Source organism: Georgfuchsia toluolica (assembly GCF_907163265.1).
GTDB classification, from domain to species: Bacteria; Pseudomonadota; Gammaproteobacteria; order Burkholderiales; family Rhodocyclaceae; genus Georgfuchsia; species Georgfuchsia toluolica.
In genome coordinates this window covers 785397-801817 of record NZ_CAJQUM010000001.1, presented here as the reverse complement: position 1 = coordinate 801817, position 16421 = coordinate 785397, and the positions used below count along the sequence as shown (strand labels likewise).

The 16421-nt window shown below is 58.8% G+C and carries 14 protein-coding genes and 2 tRNA genes; 10 read left to right on the top strand and 6 right to left on the bottom strand.

Features of this window, described 5'->3' with window-relative positions:
* Positions 1 to 73 precede the first annotated feature (73 nt).
* The 4 genes from epsA to K5E80_RS03750 all read left to right on the top strand — a co-directional run bounded on the left by epsA (position 74) and on the right by K5E80_RS03750 (position 5328).
* Positions 74 to 925 carry an XrtB/PEP-CTERM-associated transcriptional regulator EpsA gene (gene epsA, locus K5E80_RS03765; protein ID WP_220634904.1) on the top strand — a complete coding sequence of 284 codons (852 nt, stop codon included), beginning with the start codon at positions 74 to 76 and terminating at the stop codon, positions 923 to 925.
* A gap of 130 nt (positions 926 to 1055) precedes the next feature.
* A complete protein-coding gene (epsL, locus tag K5E80_RS03760) occupies positions 1056 to 2336 on the top strand; it encodes an XrtB/PEP-CTERM-associated polysaccharide biosynthesis outer membrane protein EpsL (protein ID WP_220634903.1) in 1281 nt (426 codons plus the stop codon).
* Between the two features lie 441 nt (positions 2337 to 2777).
* Positions 2778 to 4091, top strand: a complete 1314-nt coding sequence (locus tag K5E80_RS03755) for a nucleotide sugar dehydrogenase (RefSeq protein WP_220634902.1) — start codon at positions 2778 to 2780, stop codon at positions 4089 to 4091.
* Between the two features lie 7 nt (positions 4092 to 4098).
* Positions 4099 to 5328 carry a glycosyltransferase family 4 protein gene (locus K5E80_RS03750; protein WP_220634901.1) on the top strand — a complete coding sequence of 410 codons (1230 nt, stop codon included), beginning with the start codon at positions 4099 to 4101 and terminating at the stop codon, positions 5326 to 5328.
* 176 nt (positions 5329 to 5504) lie between these two features.
* On the opposite strand, the gene K5E80_RS03745 is transcribed toward K5E80_RS03750, so the two are convergent.
* Together K5E80_RS03745 and K5E80_RS03740 are read right to left on the bottom strand one after the other, a co-directional pair.
* Positions 5505 to 6431 (bottom strand): hypothetical protein, encoded by a 927-nt coding sequence (locus tag K5E80_RS03745; protein ID WP_220634900.1) that lies wholly within the window; start codon positions 6429 to 6431, stop codon positions 5505 to 5507.
* A 399-nt stretch (positions 6432 to 6830) separates the two neighbouring features.
* Positions 6831 to 6915 (bottom strand) — tRNA-Leu (locus K5E80_RS03740).
* Positions 6916 to 7014: 99 nt separating this feature from the next.
* Between K5E80_RS03740 and rnr the strand changes: the two genes are divergently transcribed.
* The 5 genes from rnr to thrC all read left to right on the top strand — a co-directional run bounded on the left by rnr (position 7015) and on the right by thrC (position 12692).
* The gene (gene rnr, locus K5E80_RS03735; protein WP_220637215.1) at positions 7015 to 9240 is read left to right on the top strand and encodes a ribonuclease R; all 2226 of its coding nucleotides are present in this window, start codon (positions 7015 to 7017) and stop codon (positions 9238 to 9240) included.
* A 52-nt stretch (positions 9241 to 9292) separates the two neighbouring features.
* Complete coding sequence (gene rlmB, locus K5E80_RS03730) at positions 9293 to 10048, top strand: 23S rRNA (guanosine(2251)-2'-O)-methyltransferase RlmB (protein WP_220634899.1); 756 nt, start codon at positions 9293 to 9295, stop codon at positions 10046 to 10048.
* A gap of 9 nt (positions 10049 to 10057) precedes the next feature.
* A tRNA-Arg gene (locus tag K5E80_RS03725) sits at positions 10058 to 10132 on the top strand.
* Positions 10133 to 10407: 275 nt separating this feature from the next.
* Complete coding sequence (locus K5E80_RS03720) at positions 10408 to 11178, top strand: hypothetical protein (RefSeq protein ID WP_220634898.1); 771 nt, start codon at positions 10408 to 10410, stop codon at positions 11176 to 11178.
* An 83-nt stretch (positions 11179 to 11261) separates the two neighbouring features.
* A complete protein-coding gene (gene thrC, locus K5E80_RS03715) occupies positions 11262 to 12692 on the top strand; it encodes a threonine synthase (protein WP_220634897.1) in 1431 nt (476 codons plus the stop codon).
* A gap of 8 nt (positions 12693 to 12700) precedes the next feature.
* On the opposite strand, the gene K5E80_RS03710 is transcribed toward thrC, so the two are convergent.
* The 4 genes from K5E80_RS03710 to ompR all read right to left on the bottom strand — a co-directional run bounded on the left by K5E80_RS03710 (position 12701) and on the right by ompR (position 15701).
* Complete coding sequence (locus K5E80_RS03710; protein WP_220634896.1) at positions 12701 to 12838, bottom strand: hypothetical protein; 138 nt, start codon at positions 12836 to 12838, stop codon at positions 12701 to 12703.
* A gap of 67 nt (positions 12839 to 12905) precedes the next feature.
* A complete protein-coding gene (locus K5E80_RS03705) occupies positions 12906 to 13637 on the bottom strand; it encodes a SapC family protein (protein WP_220634895.1) in 732 nt (243 codons plus the stop codon).
* Positions 13638 to 13665: 28 nt separating this feature from the next.
* Positions 13666 to 14976, bottom strand: a complete 1311-nt coding sequence (locus K5E80_RS03700; protein ID WP_220634894.1) for an ATP-binding protein — start codon at positions 14974 to 14976, stop codon at positions 13666 to 13668.
* The gene (gene ompR / locus K5E80_RS03695) at positions 14973 to 15701 is read right to left on the bottom strand and encodes an osmolarity response regulator transcription factor OmpR (protein ID WP_220634893.1); all 729 of its coding nucleotides are present in this window, start codon (positions 15699 to 15701) and stop codon (positions 14973 to 14975) included. Before ompR ends, K5E80_RS03700 begins: the two co-directional genes overlap by 4 nt.
* A gap of 245 nt (positions 15702 to 15946) precedes the next feature.
* On the opposite strand from ompR, the gene K5E80_RS03690 reads away from it, so the two are divergent.
* Positions 15947 to 16327 carry a DUF3106 domain-containing protein gene (locus tag K5E80_RS03690; RefSeq protein WP_220634892.1) on the top strand — a complete coding sequence of 127 codons (381 nt, stop codon included), beginning with the start codon at positions 15947 to 15949 and terminating at the stop codon, positions 16325 to 16327.
* The last annotated feature ends 94 nt before the right edge of the window (positions 16328 to 16421 follow it).

Below are 16421 nucleotides of genomic sequence, written 5' to 3'. Positions count from 1 at the left end.
TTTGAGCAGTTTCACATTGGTTTCACATGGGACTGATATTCAGACGGTGAGGGTAATTTGCCAGGAGATTCTCATGCATACGAAAGAGATCGAAACGATCGCGCAACGTGAGCCGGCCGGGGCCAAAATCGGAGCAGCCGATCCCGCGGCAGGCGATGGATCCACGCTCGACCCCATTGCATTGGAAGCGATCGAACTTAATCTGGAAGCTTCGCTCCGGGTATATACCGACCATCATTTCTTTACCTGGACCCAGGGATTGCTCCAGAACCTGATCCGGCACGAGTTGCTGATCTGTGTGCTGCGTAATGGTGACAACAAGCAGTCACAGGTGGACAGCTTTTCGACGGCGCAGGCCGATCCGGGGCTTTTCAGCCGTCTCTACCGAGAGGATGCTTCACTGGCAGAGAAACTCGTCGAGGAATGGGAGGCGCACAATTTCCAGCCGGTCGTCCTGGATGCCGAAAAAAATGCGATATTTGCCGACAGCGCTCTGGCCCGCGCGGTGAATCGTCTCGGCGCCAGCACCATCATCATGCATGGGACACACGACAGTCATGCCAGGATGGTTAGCCTTTTTCTGTTTGCCTGCCGGGGGAAAGACACCGATGCCAGTCTGTTGCGCCGCGTCGAAATGTTGGCGCCGTTCCTGCATGCCGCATGGGTGCGCACCAAAATCAGCCTGTCCGCCAAGGCGGGCAAGAGCGAAGCCCACCCCAGTGAGCGCGACCTGCTCACCCTGCGCGAGCTGGAAGTGTTGAAATGGGTGTGTCAAGGCAAGAGCAATATCGAAATCGGCATAATTCTCGGCATCAGTCCGCTAACGGTCAAGAATCACGTACAAGGGATCCTGCGCAGGCTGAATGTGCAAAACCGCACACAGGCGGTAGGCAAGGCTATCAATCTGAATATTCTTAAATGCTGAACGTCATCCGGATTTGTATCAGTCCATCGTTGCAAAGAGATAGAATTGACAGAGGCAAATCGCCTGTTTCTCGAGATTACCCGATGTTGCGTTATCGGCTATTTTCAGCGGCTATGAGGAATTAAAAAATATGACAGGGACTTTTGGCGGTGAGAAGGGCATGGGTTTGGTAACGGCGGGAGGTTCCGACAGGATGATCGCTTGTCTGCGTCTGTCGGTCGTCGCCGCGGGTTTACTGGTGGCCGCGTCTGATGCCGCAGCACTATGGGATGACAAGCTCGAACTTCTCGTTGCGGAAACTGCGACGGTAGACACCAACGTATTCCGCCTTTCGAACGACGAGGATCCGGCCGCTCGCCTGGGCTCGTCAGACAAGAGCGACACCATCACTACCACCACGGCGGGATTCAATCTCGACGTGCCGTTCAGCCGTCAACGCTTTCTGGCGGGAACGAGTTGGAACCACGTACGTTATGACCGCTTTTCCGATCTTGATTATGTCGGTCGGGACGCACGGGCGCTCTGGTTGTGGCAGGGCGGCAATCAATTGAATGGCGAATTGGGCTATACCGAAACCAAAACGCTGGGATCGTTTACAGACTTTCTGGTCAGGCTCCGCAGCGCCAACATGCTGACAACCAAGCGGGCATACGGCAGCGCCACGTACATGTTGACACCCAGCTGGCAACTGCAGGCAGGGTTGGCGGGACAGACGCAAAGAAACGACAATGAACTGCGCAAGGTAAATGACATCAATTTGCTGATGACCGATTTGACGGCAAACTACGTCTCACCCTCTGGCAACAAGATCGGGCTTAGCCTGCGACAGGACGATGGTCATTATCCCCACGCACAACCGGTGTCCAGCAGCCTCTCGTTTGAAAACGACTATGTGCAGCGCAGCATCGGCGCCGTAACGGACTGGACCCTGACCGGGAAATCGCATTTGACTGCGCGCGTCGATCGCGTGCACCGTGATTTCGACCAATTGAACCAGCGCAACTACGACGGCATGAGGTATCGCGTCGTCTACGATTGGCGGGCAACCGGCAAGCTGGTATTGAACGCCGTGGCGCAGCGGGACATCAGCTCCACCGAGGACATACAAACCAGCTACGTACTGGAAAAAAGCTTTGCGCTGCGCCCCACCTTCATTCTGAGCGAAAAAATCAGGCTTTCGGCAACCGCTTATTACGCCATCAGGGACTATCTTGGTGATCCAGGACTTGTACTCGGGACGACGCCTGATCGCAGTGCCCATGTGCATAGGCTGGTGGCCACCATTTCCTACCAGCCGTTGCAGTCGCTTACCTTCCTGCTTACCGGCCAGCGCGAAACACGTACTTCAAATGTGCCGTTTGACGACTACGAAGCCAATATCTTCAGCATCAACGTTCGCTATACGTTTTAAATTATCCGTTTATGGCGTTGATGAGCGAGCGTTGTCGGTCAAAGCGATAGCGAACTCCCCCTTTATGAGAATGTTTTTCGTCGGAGCGACGGGAATTTGCTTGTAGCTGAGAAGGACTCACGGCCCGGATAGTTCCGAACGTGCCGAAGTTCCAGCCCGGTAGTGGCTATATGTTTGAGCCCCTTGCAGGAGCGCGGTATTTCCCGGGCGCACCAGGTCAGCCGCAACTGGCCTGATTCCCCTTCAATCAAGGCTGAACCCGGGCGGCGTGCTGCGCAGCGAAATCATCTGCTGATCCTATTGGACTAGCGGATCACTGGAGCGGATCAATCCCGCATCACGCGATGAACCCATCCTGTAGTCGATGCATGACACGGGCAACACGCCGGCGCAGTACCGCCATGCCCGCGAGCTTGCGATGCGACTACCAGGAGAAGCAAAATGAAAATCTGCGTCATGGGTCTGGGCTACGTTGGGGTTGTTTCGGCAGGCTGCCTCGCCCAGTCGGGCCACGAAATCGTCGGCATCGACCCGGAACAGGTCAAGGTCGATCTCATCAACGCCGGGAAGTCGCCCATTGTCGAAAAGGACATTGGCGGCATCGTCAAGGAACAGGTCGCCAGCGGCCGCCTGCGCGCCGCCACCGATCTCGCCGCCGCCGGCCACAATAGCGATCTGTTCCTGGTGTGCGTGGGAACGCCGAGCCAGGGCAACGGCGGCATCGACCTGACCCACGTGCGCAATGTCTGCGAGCAGATCGGCGCCGCGCTGCGTCGTCACGATGCCGCGCCGGTGGTCGTCATGCGCAGCACGATGCTGCCCGGCACGATCCGCGAGGTGGTGATTCCCCTCCTCGAAACCCATTCCGGCAAGCACGCCGGCATCGACTTCGGCGTCTGCATCAACCCCGAGTTCCTGCGCGAGGGATCCGCGGTTGACGACTATTACCATCCGCCCAAGACCGTGATCGGCGAAATCGGCCCGGCCAGCGGCGACGTGCTGGCCAAGCTGTATGCCGACATGCCCGGCCCGCTGATCCGCACTGACATCGAGACCGCCGAAATGGTCAAGTACGCGGACAATTGCTGGCATGCGCTCAAGGTCGGCTTCGCCAACGAAATCGGCAACATCTGCAAGGGGCTGGGCGTCGACGGGCACAGCGTCATGGACATCTTCTGCCAGGACACCAAGCTCAACATTTCGCCCTACTACCTGAAGCCGGGATTCGCCTTCGGCGGTTCTTGCCTGCCCAAGGATTTGCGCGCGCTGTTGTACAAGGCCAAGATGCTCGATCTGTCGCTGCCGATCCTGGACGCGATCCTGCCCAGCAACCGGCAGCAGATCGAGCGCGGCGTGCAGGCCGTCGTCGCCAAGGGCCAGAAGAAGGTCGGCATCCTCGGTTTCAGCTTCAAGGCGGGCACCGACGACCTGCGCGAAAGCCCGGTGGTGGAACTGACCGAGCGGCTATTGGGCAAGGGCTACGACCTGCGCATCTACGACCGCAACGTGAGCATCGCCAGCATTCGCGGCGCCAACCGCAATTACATCCTGAACCACATCCCGCATATCTCGCGCCTGATGGTTCCCAGCGTGGCCGATGTGCTCGGCCATGCGCGCACCATCATCATCGGCAATGCCGCGACGGAGTTCCACGATGTGCCCAATCACCTGGAATATGGACAGAACATCATCGATTTCGTCCGCATCTGCGATACGCGCAGCGTCGCCGGCGTCTACGAAGGCATCTGCTGGTAACGCGAATATGAAACGCATCCTGATCCTGGTGGAAAACCTGCCCAGCCCCTTCGATCGCCGCGTCTGGCAGGAGGCCACGACGCTGCGGCAAGCGGGCTACGAGGTGTCGATCATCTGTCCGACCGGACACGGTTACGAGCTCCGCCACGAAGTGCTGCAGGGCATCCATATCTACCGCTATCGGCTGCCAGTCGAAGCGGCGGGTGCCGCCGGTTATGCCATCGAGTATGCGATCGCCCTGGCCATGACTTTCGCATTGGTCTGCAAGGTGCTGTTTACGCGCGGCTTCGATGCGATTCATGCCTGCAATCCGCCCGACCTGTTCTTTCTCATCGGCGGCTTCTTCAAACTGTTTGGCAAGAAATTCCTGTTCGACCATCACGACCTCAATCCCGAACTCTACGAGGCCAAGTTCGGCCGACGCGATTTTTTCTATCGCCTGATGTTGCGGCTCGAATACCTGACCTTTCGCACCGCCGACGTGGTGATTTCCACCAACGAGTCCTATCGGCGCATTGCGCTCGAGCGCGGCCGCGTGGCCCCGGAGCGGGTCTTCGTGGTGCGCAGCGGACCCAGCCTGGAGCGCATGAAAATATTGCCGTCCGACCCGCGCCTGAAATGCGGCCGTCGCTATCTCGTCGGCTACGTCGGCGTGATGGGAAGACAGGAAGGCATCGACTATCTGCTGCATGCGGTGCAGCACATCGTAAAGGTCAGCAAGCGCATGGATGTGCACTTCGGCCTGGTCGGCGGCGGCACCTCACTCGATGAGATGCGGCAACTCGCCGAGAGTTTGGGCATCGCCGAATTCGTCACCTTTACTGGACGCATTCCCGATGCCGATATGCTGGCGATGCTGAATACCGCGGACGTCTGCGTCAATCCCGATGTCGCCAACGACATGAACGACAAGTCGACGATGAACAAGATCATGGAATACATGGCGCTGGGCAAGCCGATCGTCCAGTTCGACCTCACCGAAGGCCGCTATTCGGCCGGCAGCGCCTCGCTGTATGCGCGCCGCAACGACAGCACGGATATGGCCGACAAGATCCTGTCACTGCTGGACGATGCCGACTTGCGCTCCCGCATGGGGGCGCTGGGCCGTGCGCGCGTAGTCAATAAACTCGCCTGGGACTACGAGGTGCCCAAATTGCTGACGGCATACAAGGTGCTATGGTCGACAACGGGCAGCACCACCAGGCGACAGGAGCATCAGTCGACCGGCGCGGGATGAGCCGGCATCAAGAACAGTGGTCAGTCACCTAGCGGAATAGCGGAAATCAAATAAGCTTGCTCAGCGCATGGCCGCACACAATCATTTCTTCGCCACCTTGAGCGAACTGCTCGCCGCGGCCGGCCCGGCTTCGGGCGCCCCTTGCAGGAGGGTGTGCCCGATTTCGTCGATGTCGACTACGCAGTGATCGAATAGCGTGCGTCGATCACGCGTTCGGGCCGCCGACGCAAGCGGGTGAAATCTTCATCGCTCAATACTTTCTGCAGATAGTTGAAATTGCGCTCTATGGAAGAGGCATAGGGGCAGTTGCCATCGAAGTGCGCCGCCATGAAGCGGTCTGCATCGCCATATTCGTCGTGGATACGCTGGCGCAGCAGACCGGTGTAGTAGGCTGGTGTCTTTTGCAACAGGATTTCGGGTGTCGGATAAGCCTGGTCGCTGCCGCCAGCCAGCCCGATGGCACTGAACTCGATGAACAGAAACTTCCGACATTTTTCAAGATAGCTGCGGTCGGCGAGCTGGCCCATCAGGTCGGCCGTGCCGAGCAGACAGGCGATGGCAAAATCGATCGGTGGCAGGTCGTACGGTATTTGATAGTCGAGCCGGGTCACCATGATGAGTTCGGCTTTCTGCGCCAGATGCGCGAGCGGTGTATGCGCCAGATAGGTGGTCATAAAACCGACGCCGCGCCGCTCATGCACGGGCGTCAACGAGGCGCCTTGCAGATGCGCTTCGTTCTCGCGCCGCAGAAGGCCAATGTCGTGACACAACGCCAGCATCACGCCCAGTAATGCATGCTCGGCATCGATGACCGTGCCGCCGGAGGTGCGCGTTGCCTTGGCATGGCCGTCGAACAGACGAGCCATTGCCAGTCCGGTGTCGAGCGCATGGCGCAGATCGTGATAGTAGGTATCGCAGCGCAACAGTCCTGGATAGTCGCCGCGAAAGGCGCGCGCCACATCGTCGATGCAGCATGCCAGGGTAGCCTGGTCAAGATCCGGCCAAAAACGGTTCATCGCCTGCTTGATGCCGGCCAGTACTTGATATGGACTGCTCAGATCGACAGTCCCGGTCGGGTCAGCGCGAGAACGGGGGATGAACATGGTCTGCATTCTCTTGTTGAAGACGCGGTAAAAAATTATCTTCCTATGCAGTTCCCAGCTTAAGGCTTATCAATGATGACATCAGCCACGGAAGCTGCGCCAATTGGACTATGCAAGCTGTGCACCAGACCGGTCCGGCTGTCGGTACCGATATGCAACTTCATGTCGAAGCAATGGAATGGTCGCCCCTTCCCGAACCGACATCTGAGTGGCAAAGGCCAGTTCGCGCGACTCGACATCACAATCATGTCAAGGAAAGGAAAATAAAAGGAGGCCACCGGCCTGTCATACATGCGGCAGGGCAGGAATGACGGTTACAATGCTCATGCGCTGATGATGTTTTGCGGAGCAGATATCACTTTTGCGGAGCAATGTTAGTGAATGCTATCGCCGAAACCTTGGTGCCCAGGAAGGGACTCGAACCCCCACGGAGTTACCCGCTAGTACCTGAAACTAGTGCGTCTACCAATTCCGCCACCTGGGCAGGTGCGTTTCAAAAGAGCCGCGAATTCTAAAGGAAAACCCCGAATTGTCAAACAAAAGAACCAGACCTGCACTTAGCAAAATCCGCCGTGCCGATCCGATGCTGGCACGTGAACAAGCGAGTTACGAACATCCGCTGCCGAGCCGCGAATATGTGCTGGCCAAGCTTGCCGAGCAGGCAGTGCCGTTACCTTTCGACGAAATCTGCCGCCTGCTCGATGTCGATGAGCGCGAGCGCGAACCTTTCCTGCGTCGCCTTGGCGCGATGGCGCGCGACGGCCAGCTCATGCAGGATCGGCGCAACAACTGGCTGATTCCCGACAAGGCCAACCTGATCACGGGCAAAGTACAAGGGCATCCCGATGGTTACGGTTTTCTGATCCCTGAAGATGGTGGCGAGGATATCTATCTCTCCGCCAAGGAAATGGAGAAGGTGCTGCATGGCGACCGTGCGATTGTTCGCGTCACCGGCACCGACCGCAAGGGTCGCCCCGAAGGCAAGATCGTCGAGGTTACCGAACGCGCCAACACGCGCATTGTCGGCCGCGTCTATTGCGAACATGGCGTCTGGTTCGTCGTTGCCGAAAATCAGCGCATTTCCCAGGACATCCTGCTCGCGCAGGACAGGAAGGCCAAGCAGCAGGAATCGAAGCTGAAGTCGGGCCAGGTGGTGGTGGTCGAGATCATCGAGCAGCCGTCCAAACACGCGCAAGCGATCGGGAAGGTGGTCGAGGTACTCGGCAATTACGCTGATCCCGGCATGGAAATCGAGATCGCCTTGCGCAAGCACGAACTGCCGTTCGAGTTCTCCGGCGCGGCCTTGCAACAGACCAGGAAGTTGCCCGATGCAGTGCGCAAGACGGACTGGAAGAGCCGCAAAGACCTGACTGCCTTGCCGTTGGTGACCATCGACGGCGAGACGGCGCGCGATTTCGACGACGCCGTGTATTGCGAACGGCAGGGCAAGGGATACCGCCTCGTCGTTGCCATCGCCGACGTGTCGCATTACGTCACGGCTGACTCGGTGCTGGACCAGGAGGCTTACGAGCGCGGCAACTCGGTGTACTTCCCGCGCCGCGTGATTCCGATGCTGCCCGAGAAACTGTCGAATGGTCTGTGTTCGCTCAATCCCGAAGTCGAGCGCCTGTCCATGGTGTGCGACATGTCGATCAGCGCGACCGGCGAGATCAAGCGCTATCGCTTTTACAGCGCCGTGATGTTCTCCCAGGCACGGCTGACATACACCGAAGTTGCGGCAGCTTTATATGAAGGCAATAAGGACACCCGGCGCAAGCTGGCCAAGGTGTTGCCCCATCTCGAAGATCTTGATGCCCTGTTCCGGGTAATGCTCAAGGCGCGTACGAAACGCGGCGCCATCGACTTCGATACGCCCGAGACCATCATGGTGTTCGACGATCACGGCAAGATCCTCCGTATCGAGCCCTATGAGCGCAACGATGCGCACCGCCTGATCGAGGAATGCATGCTGGCGGCCAATGTCTGCGCGTCGGAATTCCTGCGCGACCACGAACAGGCGGTGCTGTATCGCACCCATCCGGAGCCGAAGGAAGAGAAGGTGGCCAAATTGCGCGACTTCCTCGCCACCTTTGGCTTGCAATTGGGCGGGGGCGACACTCCGCACGCCAAGGATTACGCCAAGCTGCTGGAAAAGCTGGACGGCCGTCCCGACAAGCTGCTGTTGCAGACCGTGATGTTGCGCTCGCTGCAACAAGCCATTTACAGTCCGGACAATGTCGGCCACTTCGGCCTGGCTTACGAGAGCTACGCCCACTTCACCTCGCCGATCCGGCGTTATCCCGATCTGCTCGTGCATCGGGCGATCAAGGCAGTGCTCGCCGGCGGCAAATACGCGCCCGGTAACTGGGATGAGATCGGCATGCACTGCTCGGCCACCGAGCGGCGCGCCGACGAAGCCACGCGCGATGTCGAGAACTGGCTCAAGTGTTATTACATGCAGGATCGTGTCGGCGAAATTTTCAGCGGCAGCATTTCGTCGGTTGTGCCCTTTGGCATTTTCGTCGCCCTTGATGATGTCTTTGTCGAAGGGCTGGTGCATGTTTCCGAACTGGGACGCGACTATTTCACCTTCGACGAGACCAACCACCAAATGATTGGAGAGCGTACCGGAGTGCGTTATCGTCTGGCCGATCGCATCCGGGTGCAACTGGTGCGCGTCGACATGAACAGCAACAAGATCGACTTCCGGCTTGCGCCTGCCGAACCGAGTTCGGTCATTCCCGCGAAGGCGGGAATCCAGCGGCGTTCAGCGAACAAAAACACTGGATCCTCGCCTGCGCGGGGATGACGGGGAATGGTTTGGGTACAGCCATGAATTTTGAAATCATCGATCATTCACCATGTCAGAAACCAGATTGATTCACGGCTTTCATGCCGTCATAGCAAAACTGCGCCACGATCCGGAAGCAGTCGAAGAACTTTACGTTGACTCATCCCGGCAGGATGCGCGCATGCGCGATCTGCTGCGTCAGGCCGGGCTGCATGGCGTGCGCGTGATGCCGGTCGACGGCAAGCGGCTTGACGGCATGGCGGCTGGCGCACGCCATCAGGGTGTTATTGCCCGCGTCAATGCGCGGCAGAAATATGTTTCGCTCGAAGACGTGCTCGATGTCATCGATGAACCCGCCCTGCTGCTGGTGCTCGATGGCGTCCAGGATCCGCACAATCTCGGCGCCTGTCTGCGCGTGGCCGATGCGGCCGGCGCCCATGCCGTGATCGCCCCCAGGGACAAGGCGGTCGGTCTCAATGCCACCGCCATCAAGGTGGCGAGCGGGGCAGCCGATACGGTGCCCTACATCACCGTGACCAATCTGGCCCGCACGCTGCGCGAGTTGCAGGAACGCGAGATATGGACCATCGGTGCCGCTGGCGAAGCAAACAGGAAAATATATGACATCGACCAGCGCGCGGCGGTGGCCTGGGTGCTCGGCGCCGAGGGCAGCGGCCTGCGTCGCCTGACGCGCGAAACCTGCGACGAACTGGCGGCGATCCCGATGCAGGGCAGCGTTGAAAGCCTCAATGTTTCGGTGGCCAGCGGCATCTGTTTGTTCGAAGCGCGCCGCCAGCGTTTGGCGGGGAAAACACCTCGGCTATAATCGCGCCCGCTCCTCGTAGTTCAATGGATAGAACGAGTGCCTCCTAAGCGCTAGATCCAGGTTCGATTCCCGGCGAGGGGACCAGAAGAAGAGAATCCGAGAAAGTCCGACGAAATCCTGAAAGCCCGCTAACCGCGGGCTTTTTTGTTGCCCCTTCATCAGACCGCGGGTATCGAAAATCAACGCTACCGGGTGGCACGAAAAGGCAAACACATCACCTTTGGATTTTGCCCCGTCATCGACCTCCCCGGGTGCAGTGGCGCCTGGATTGATGGTGTATCCTTGGTGCTAAATGTGTTGCCCGTTTTGCCCCCACGCTTTTATCCGCCCATACCCGCTTGCAATTGGTATCAACGACCATGTTCGGCTTGTTTCGCAGCAAACCCGTGCTTGATGAGAGCAGCACGGAGTGGTTATTCCATGCCTATGCCTGGGCTCTCGCGAATTTCGGGAGCGAAATCTTTCATCAAGACACTATCCTGGTTACGCCCACCAACCGGCATTTCCCGGATAAATCATTGGACACCCCGGAACAAAAAGTCTCGGCAGCCTTCGCCAGGGTAAGGGACTATGCGGGCATGCAAGGCTGGCCGTGCGAATTGACCGCGCTCGTCCCCGATATGGAGCCGCCAATTCCGCCAAGCCTTTCAAGCATTACGCCGCGGGGTCCGCAGGGCACCGTGCTGATCCATGAAGAGAAGCAGAGCATCCCGATTGCATTCGACCCGCGCCTGATCGGCAAGCCGCTGGTGCTGATCGCGGTATTTGCGCAGCAACTCGCTTACCACCTGGGCCGGGCAATCAAGGCAGAAGTCCCCGGAGGAGAGGACTTGCGCGGACCCGCGTCGGACTTGCTGGCGGTATTCATGGGGTTCGGCCTGTTCCTGACAAACAGCGCGATGACGGCTTGCCGTGGCGGCTGCTCGGGCTGCGCGCCGGTGCAGAAACTCGGATACCTGACCGAGGGTGAATTCGTCTATGCCCTGGCGATCTTTTGTGTTCTGAAAGACATTCAGGATGCGGAAGTCGAACTGCATCTGAAGAAAACCCTACAGCCGTTTTTTCGCAAGGCCATCAAGGAAATCAAGGAAACCCGGGGCGACGATATCCAGCGGTTGAGGACGTACTGAACCCCGGCGCATACGGTACAGGCATACAGAAAAATTGCCGTGGAAACGATACTCGAAACCAACTACCAGCCAATCATCTGACCATGCATTACATCAGTACCCGCGGCCACGCCGAAGCGCAAACCTTTTGTGACATCCTGCTCGGCGGCCTCGCCCCCGATGGCGGGCTTTACCTGCCCGATCACTACCCGCAGATCAGCGCCGCGGAATTGACCGCCTGGCGCAAACTGTCCTATGCCGAGCTTGCCTATGAGGTGTTGCGCCGCTTCGTCACCGATATTCCGCCCGGCGATTTGCTCTCCATCGTCAAAAAAACCTATACGGCACAGACCTATCCTTACTGCCGCACTGGCCGCCGTGCCACCGACATCACACCGCTGACCACGCTGGAACCCGGGCTGCACCTGCTCGAACTCTCGAACGGGCCGACCCTGGCGTTCAAGGACATGGCGATGCAGTTGCTCGGCAACCTGTTCGAATATGTGCTGGAAAAACGCGGCGAGACCATCAACATCCTCGGCGCCACCTCGGGCGACACCGGTTCGGCCGCCGAGTACGCGATGCGCGGCAAGAAGGGCGTGCGCGTGTTCATGCTGTCGCCGCACGGCAAGATGTCGGCTTTCCAGCGCGCGCAGATGTATTCGCTGCAGGACGCGAACATTTTCAATATTGCCGTGGTTGGCATGTTTGACGATGCGCAGGACATTGTCAAAGCGGTTTCCAACGACGCTGGCTTCAAGGCGCGCTACAAGATCGGCGCCGTCAATTCGATCAACTGGGCGCGCATCGCGGCGCAGGTCGTGTATTACTTCAAGGGTTATTTCGAGGCCACGAAGTCGAATGACGAGCGTGTTGCGTTCGCAGTCCCCTCTGGCAATTTTGGCAATATCTGCGCCGGGCACATCGCGCGCATGATGGGTCTGCCGGTTGAGCGCCTGGTGCTGGCGACCAATGAAAATGACGTCCTTGACGAGTTCTTCAAAACCGGCTGCTATCGCCCGCGTGCGACGGCTGAAACACTGGTGACGTCGAGTCCGTCAATGGACATTTCCAAGGCATCGAATTTCGAACGCTTCGTGTTCGACCTTGTGGGGCGTGACCCGGCAATAGTAAGCCGGCTATGGCAAGCGGTCGATTCCGGCGGTTCGTTCGATCTGGCGGGTACGCCGCATTTCCAGTCGTTGCCGGGGTATGCCTTTGTGTCGGGCCGCAGCACGCATCGCGACCGCATCGACACCGTCCGCGATGCCTGGCAGCGCTATGGCGTGATGATCGACACGCACACTGCCGATGGATTGAAAGTCGCACGCGAATACCTTCAGCCCGCCGTACCGATGATCGTGCTGGAGACTGCGCAGGCAGTCAAATTTTCGGAAACCATCATCGAGGCGCTCGGCCGCGAACCGATGAGGCCGGCTGATCTGGAGGGGATAGAGAACCTGCCGCAGCGGGTGGAAGTGATGGCGGCTGACGTCCGGGCGATCAAGGAATATATCGCCCGAATTTGCGGGTAACTATTGCGCTAGAGATAGATGACGGCTGGGAATACGGTAACGGCAAGCGCCAGAACCAGCCATTCCATGTTGTAGCGCGCCAACACGCCGGTGAAATGCAAAACGAGAACGGCGATGGCAACAATGTAATAAATCACGAACAACATATTATTCCCCCAAGCAGATTTCCTGCAATTAAAACCCGGTTTTGCCGAATTGGCAAGTCAGAAGAATTCAGCCGGTCTTTTTCTTGTCGCTATTTGCCAGCCGGTCAATCAATCTGCCCAAATTGCCAAGCGACAGCAAGTGGGCATCAATCAGTGCCAGCCAGCCCTTGCGGAACAATTCCTCGACTACTTCCTTATTGAGCGCGCGGTATCTGGTTTCGCTGATCACGGATGCGCCCCCAAGCTGGTAGACGCCGCCACAGCGCAGTTCCGCGCGTGCCGTCACGCCGGTAAATAGATCGAGTTCGGACAGTCGCTTTACGAAATCGCGCGTACGCACCGCTTCTGCCTGATAGTCGCGCAAGAAGGCGATCGCCTTGTCGAGAAACGGCGTCGGCGAGCCGTTGGAGGCAAACAGCAATTGCCCGTCGGCGGCGCCGACGGCAGGGTGGCCTTCGTCGATGCAGGTCAGCAACTGCTCGTCGCCTTCGGCGTGGGCAAAGGGATAACGCCGCACGAATGCAGGAATGTAGCGGGCATCCCAGTGGCCATTGCGATCGACGAACAGATTCTCTTTGTCGCGCAGGCCGAGCAGGGCGACGGGCATATGCTCCGCTGTGTTCGCCTGGGCAAACACGATGGGATATTCGCGCGCGGTCTCGAAGAATTCAACGGCGGTGAGGGGAACGGAATTGATCTGCTGCGCGAAATCGTATTTGCGGATTTCGCCGACGCGCAGTTGCCGGTGTTTATCCTTGTCGAGGGCTACGATCCGGCGGTAAAACAGCAATTCAGGCATCCGGCCCCCCATTCAATGGAGGTGCATTCTACCGGCGCGGCAGGATTATGCGTGCGACAAGCCCGCCGCCATCGCGTGGCGCCAGTTCAACGCGGCCTGAATGCTGGCGCGCTATGCGATCGACGATGGCCAGCCCCAATCCAGCTCCGCCAGGGTTGCTGCGCGCATCGTCCAATCGGGTAAAGGGCCGCAGCAGACGATCGGTTTCCTGCATCGGGATGCCGGGGCCGCGGTCGCGAACTTCAATCGTCACAGACTCCGTATCGTCATACAGGGCCAGATCGATCGTGCCGGACTGGCGGCCGTTCCCGGCATAACGAGTGGCATTGTCGAGCAAGTTGCCGACAGCACGGCGCAGCGTCGCGCGGTTAACGGATATCCGCCCGACATCGGCAAGATCAAGTCCGAGTTCGATGCCGCGACGGCGGTATTGTTCGGCTATTTCCTCCAGCAGGGCACGCAGATTTTCGCTCTGATGCGCCATCGTTTCATTGCTGCGGGCGAAATCAAGGAACTGGCCGATGGTGCGATCCATTTCCTCGACATCGGCGACCATGCCATCGCGGGTTGCCTCATCGGAGGTTGTCATTTCAATGCCCATGCGCAAGCGAGTGAGCGGCGTACGCAGATCGTGTGAGATGCCGGCCAGGATAAGCGCCCGATCCTGGTCAAGGCGATCAAGGTCAGCCGTCATCTGGTTGAAAGCGGTGGCAACCGCAGACAGTTCTTCGGGCCCGTCTTTGGGCAGAGGCTCGGGATAGCGACCTTCGCCAACCATGCGCGCCGCTGCCACCAGCCGCTTCAAGGGCCGCGTCAATCGGGAAACGAAGGCGGCAGCCGTGAGCAGCGCAACCAGCGCGCCCAGCACGCCCCAACCGAGCCACTGCAATGAGCGCGATCGGTCGAATCTTCCACGCGGCAGACCAATCCAATAGTGGTCGCCTTCGATATCGACCAGAACGAACACCCCGGAGTTGCCGTAATGCTCGGTGGTTAGTTTCGTATCGGGACCCAGCGAATTGCGCAGATTGCCCAGTACGTCGCGCAGAAAGGAATCGTCAGGTTCACCGACCGCCGCTTCGTTTTTTTCCGCGGCATAGATGCGTACGCCTTCCTGCTGACCGAGATCTAGCAGCAAATCGCCACGCCGTTCAGGCGCTGCGGCGACGAGCGCAGCGCGGGTCAGATTGACGATACTGGTAAGAACCTGGGCAAAGTTGCGTGCCCGTGGCGCCTGTTCCGCATACACAAACAGCGCAGCCCAACTTAGTGCCGAGACGGTCATCATCACCGTCAACAGCAAAAACAGCCGCGGCAACAACCTGTTGGTGAAGTTCATTCCACCGCTTCGTCGCTCGGCACGAAGACGTAGCCGAAGCCGCGCACGGTCTGGATATGGCGCGGTTTGGCGGGATCGGTTTCGACCAACTTGCGCAGGCGCGACACTTGCACGTCGATGGCGCGGTCGAACACTTCATATTCGCGGCCGCGGGCCATCTCGGAAAGGTGATCGCGGCTCAAGGGTTGGCGTGGCCGCGTCACCAGCGCTTTCAACAAGGCAAATTCGCCCGTGGTCAGCGCATGTTCGACGCCGTTGCGACTCAGTGTGCGCATGCCGAGATCTACCACGCACTCGCCGAAGCTGACCAGCTCAGGGACTTCCGCCGGGGCGCCGGGGATTGATGCTACGCGTCTGCGCAACACAGCATGGATGCGCGCCACCAACTCGCGCGGGTTGAAGGGTTTGGGCAGGTAGTCGTCGGCGCCGAGTTCCAGTCCCGCGATACGATCAACATCGTCGCCCTTGGCCGTCAACATGATGATGGGAATATCCGACTTGGCGCCGCGCAAGCGTCGGCAGATCGCCAGGCCATCTTCGCCCGGCATCATCAGGTCGAGTACCAGCAGATCATAATGCTCTCGCGCCATGACGCGATCCATTGCCTCCGCACCCTCGACGGCACGGGCGCCGAAGCCCTGATCGTGCAGATAACGCTCCAGCAGTTGGCGCAAACGCAAATCGTCATCGACGATGAGTATCTTGTCCATCTGATCTTCTTTCATGGTCACAGCATAACCCAGAAAATACGCCTTCTGTGCCTGCTGCAGAGGGGTTTACATACCGTAACAATTTGGCGCCGAATCACGATGGGAAAGCTCCGTGTTTCGCGCACAATAGACACCGTTCGATTGTGCGGGAAATACTTTTGACACCGCTTCGCATTCTCCACCTTTTGTTGTTTGCCACAGCCTGTGGCTGGGGTGCGTCCTCCTTTGCTGTCAGCGGGATGCCGATGGGCAACGAACCCTTGCTGCAGTTGATCGGCGAGTTGCAGCATATGTCGCCGGATCAGCGCGATGAAACATTCCGTGGCTTCGATGAAGAACTGGCTCGGGCATCCGCGCCGGAGCTCGAGCAAAAGCGGCAATGGCTGAAGCTGCAGTGGGCGGCACTTTCTCCCGAGCAGCGCGATCTGTTGCACAGACAGGTGCTCGAACACTGGCAGCGCATGTCGCCCGAGCAGCGTGAACAAATGCGCCAGGCGCACTCCTCCCTGAATCAGCAAAGGATCGAACCGTCCCAGAACAGTGCTGGCCGGCAGGAATATTGTCCCCCGCGTCTCTCGCCGGATCAACGCCTGGAGTTTCATCATTGGATGCGCATACGCGGGGGTGGCCCGCCGCAGTGAGCTGATTGCCATCGTCTCCTCCCCGCTTGTAAGCGGCGACGCCCCCCGCATTCTTGCAGCGACAATTTCACTATACTGGCGACCGTTGCCAAAT